At 65.3% G+C, this 3,424-nt stretch carries 4 protein-coding genes; all 4 read right to left on the bottom strand.

Going from position 1 to position 3,424, the window contains the following annotated elements:
* Positions 1–271: 271 nt before the first annotated feature.
* Positions 272–613, bottom strand: a complete 342-nt coding sequence (locus BUA29_RS11735) for a type II toxin-antitoxin system RelE/ParE family toxin (protein WP_072756696.1) — start codon at positions 611–613, stop codon at positions 272–274.
* Positions 613–888 (bottom strand): type II toxin-antitoxin system Phd/YefM family antitoxin, encoded by a 276-nt coding sequence (locus tag BUA29_RS11730; RefSeq protein WP_072756695.1) that lies wholly within the window; start codon positions 886–888, stop codon positions 613–615. The genes BUA29_RS11735 and BUA29_RS11730 overlap by 1 nt, the downstream gene beginning before the upstream one ends.
* Positions 889–982: 94 nt before the next feature.
* Positions 983–2,089, bottom strand: coding sequence for a DEAD/DEAH box helicase (locus BUA29_RS12355; RefSeq protein ID WP_218587199.1), 1,107 nt, complete (start codon positions 2,087–2,089; stop codon positions 983–985).
* Positions 2,025–3,424: TOTE conflict system archaeo-eukaryotic primase domain-containing protein (locus BUA29_RS12485; RefSeq protein ID WP_342741579.1), on the bottom strand; the 1,400-nt coding region annotated here is incomplete at its 5' end. The genes BUA29_RS12485 and BUA29_RS12355, both read right to left, overlap by 65 nt.

Genomic DNA, 3,424 nt, shown 5'->3' with positions numbered 1-3,424 from the left:
TGATTTTGCTAGACCGCCCTCTGCGCCTACCCGCAGGCCAAACAGAGAATAGAGACGGCTCTGGCCGAGAAAGTGGCCGATTTCGGGCGTTTCGGGTGAGGGCCACCCGCAGCACAGATGGCCGGAACCCCGCGCCACGGGGGATGGGCGCAAAGAAAAAGGGCCCGGAGATTGTCCGAGCCCTTGTGTTTGGTGGTGTTCGGTTGACCGTGCGAACCCGGTCTTACTGTGATGCATCGGAATGGATCGGGACCGTGCGGGATGCTGCGGACTAAGCGCCCAGGAGCCGGCGCGCCAGCACTGACTGCATGTCACGCCGGCCATCGACGATCAGGTAGATCACGACCCGGTTGCCCAGGACGCGATAGATCACCCGGTAGGGCTTGAATGCCGTCTGGCGGTAGTCCTTGATGCCCAGGGCGACGAGTTCCTTGGGATAGCTGCCGCGCTCAGGAAACTGGGCGAGCCCCTCCACGACCTCCATCAAGCGGTCGAGAACATGGTTGGCGTTGGCCACACTGTCGAACTCGGCGATGTAGTCGTAGAGCGCCTCCAGGTCCTGTTCTGCACCTTCGGTCAGCAGGACCTCGTAACGCGTCGGCCTGCCGACCATCAGGCCGTGGCCCTCTTCGCGCGTAGGCGCGCCACCACATCGGCGACCGGCTTGACGCGACCTGCCTCCACGTCCTGCTGTCCAAGCGCCAGGATCTTGAGCAGGGCCAAGGTCTCCTGCGTTTCCTCGAAGGACGCAACGTCCTGCAGCACGGCCTTGGCTTCCCCGTTCTGCGTGATGACCAAGGGCTCCCGGTTTTCGGCCAGATGGGTCAGCACCTCGGCGGCATTGGCCTTGAGGTAGCTGATGGGCTTGACTTGGGATGAGTAGCGCATGGCGGTGCTCCGGACTTGGATGGGACTGAATATAGTCCTTTTGTAGTCCGATGGCAAGATGTGGAGATGGCCTCAGGCCCGGGAGAATTCGTCTTCATTCCGCAGGCACATCAGAACCCACCCTGTACCCCATCGCCCGGTAGCCACGCTGGCGCTTGTCCCACATCCGCAGCAGCGCCGGATGACCGGTGTCCACGAAGTCGATGATTCGCACGTCGGTCTTGCTGGCGTGTTCCCGGTGCAGACGCCCAGCGTACTGCTGCAGCGTGCCCTTCCAGGACACCGGCATGGCGAGCACCAGCGTATCCAGCGGCGGGTGGTCGAAGCCCTCGCCGACCAGCTTGCCCGTCGACAGGAGCACACGCGGCGCGTCGGGCGGCAGAGCATCGAGGTCTGCCACCAACGCTGCACGCTGCTTTCTCGACATCCGGCCATGCAGAACGAAGGGCGACGGCTCCAGGCCGCCGAGGGCCGCATCGATGGCGTCGAGGTGTTCCGTGCGCTCGGTCAGGACCAGCACCTTGCGACCCTGCGCGAAGGCATCGCGCACCTCGGCGGCGATGGCCTCGGTCCTGGCCTGATCGTTGGCGAGATGTCGGAACACGTCCTGGATGCCGGCATCCTGCGGCAGATCGATGCGAGCGCGGCAGGCGCGCGGCACGACCTCCAGATCGTGCGGCGCCCCGGCCGGGGTAGCCGCCTTGTGGCGGATCGGCCCGCACTGCATGAAGATGATTGGCTGCTGCCCGTCGCGTCGGATCGGAGTCGCCGTCAGGCCCAGCACGTACTTCGCCTTGGTTCGCTTGAGGATCGCGTCGAAGGAGACGGCGCCGACGTGGTGGCACTCGTCGACGATCACGTGGCCGTAGTCCTCGACCAGCGGGTTCACCTCGCCCTGGCGAGACAAGGACTGTATCACGGCGATGTCGATCCTGCCGGTGGGCTTGGCCTTGCCGCCGCCAATGGTGCCGACCACACCCTTGCCGACGCCCAGAAACGCCTGCAGCCGCTCCTGCCACTGCTTGAGCAGTTCGGTTCGATGAACCAGCACCAAGGTATTGACGCCCCGGCGCGCGATCATCGCGGCGGCCGTCACCGTCTTGCCGAAGGCGGTCGGCGCGCACAGCACCCCGGCATCAAAGGGCAGCATCGCCGCGACGGCGGCTTCCTGGTCGGGACGCAGACTGCCGACGAAAGACACGTCCAGCGGATGGCCGGCAACGCGTTCGTCTCTCAGGTCGCAGGCGATGCCGTTCTCGCGCAGCAGTGAACAGGGCGGCATCCAGACACCCTCGGGGTAGCGCGATGTGCTGGGGGTAGCTCTCGGCGCAACCGATGACACGCGGCTTGTCCCACACCGACATCCGCATCGCCTGCGCCTTGTAGAACTCGGGGTTCTGAAACGCCGCCAGCCGGATCAGGCGGTTGGCCAGCGCCTGCGGCAGTTTGGCCTTCTCGAAATAGATCAAGTTGGCCAGCGTCACGCTCAGTGACTTCGGCATCGGCCCGGGCAGCTTCTTGGTCGAAGTGCTTTCGCGCTTCCACGGCGTGGCCAGGTCTTCGTCGTCGATGAAGGTGACGTCCAGCGGATGGACGCCACCCGTCGCCCGCAGGATGGTCGGCTCGATATCGTGCGCGGCCATCGGCTGGATGGACGCGAGGAACGCCCATTGATCAGGGTACGGTCGCAGATCGGGATCGACAAAGACGCTGAAACCCTGCTCCCTCGGACCTTTCTGCAGCGGCAAGGCGATCAGGTTGCCGAACCCGCCTTTGGGCATCGTGTCCTGGTTCGGGAACATCCGGTCGTAGGACGTGAGCCGGAGCTGCCGCGTGCGCGCGCAGGTGTGGCTGATGATGGCCGCGCCCAGGCGGCGGGCATCACGTGCCGACACCCGACTGGCGAAGAAAACCCAGGCATGGGCGCCCTGACCGGAGCGCGATATCTCCAGCGCCGCCGGCACACCAAGCTCTGCGCACGACTGCATGAATGCCTGTGCATCATCCCGCCATTCGGCCTCGTCAAAGTCGACAGCCAGGAAGTAGCAGCTGTCGTCCTCCAACAGGGGATACACCCCGACCGTGTGATCGCCGGCCAGGTGCTTGTAGATCACGGCGTCCGACAGCGGGATGAGCATGCGATTGGCGCAATCGCCGCATTTGATGCGTGGCTTCTCGCACACGCCGGCGCGCCACTCATTCGCGCAGGCTGGCGCGTAGCCCGACTTGCCGGTGGTCTTGCTTTCCCATCGAACGGGGAACACGTCGGTGCGGCCGCGGAACAGGCGCCGGAAGAGCGCGACCTTTTCGTCGGTGGACAGTCTCGATGACTCCACAGGCGGCGGAGTGGGCTGCTGACGCGCACGCCACTCGATGCCGTGCGACTCGAGCAGTGCGATCAGACGGGAGTTCTCGGCGCGCAACGCCGAAAGTTCATCGCTGTCGGCCTCGGTGCCGGCGCTGATCTGCTCCAGCAGCGCAAACAGCGTGAGCAGGCGCGATTCGGTGGCCACGAAGGGCCGCTCGGTGAGCTGGG

The organism is Thermomonas hydrothermalis (assembly GCF_900129205.1).
GTDB classification, from domain to species: Bacteria; Pseudomonadota; Gammaproteobacteria; order Xanthomonadales; family Xanthomonadaceae; genus Thermomonas; species Thermomonas hydrothermalis.
The sequence above is the reverse complement of the archived record's forward strand: the minus strand, read 5'-3'. Positions and strand labels throughout refer to the sequence as shown.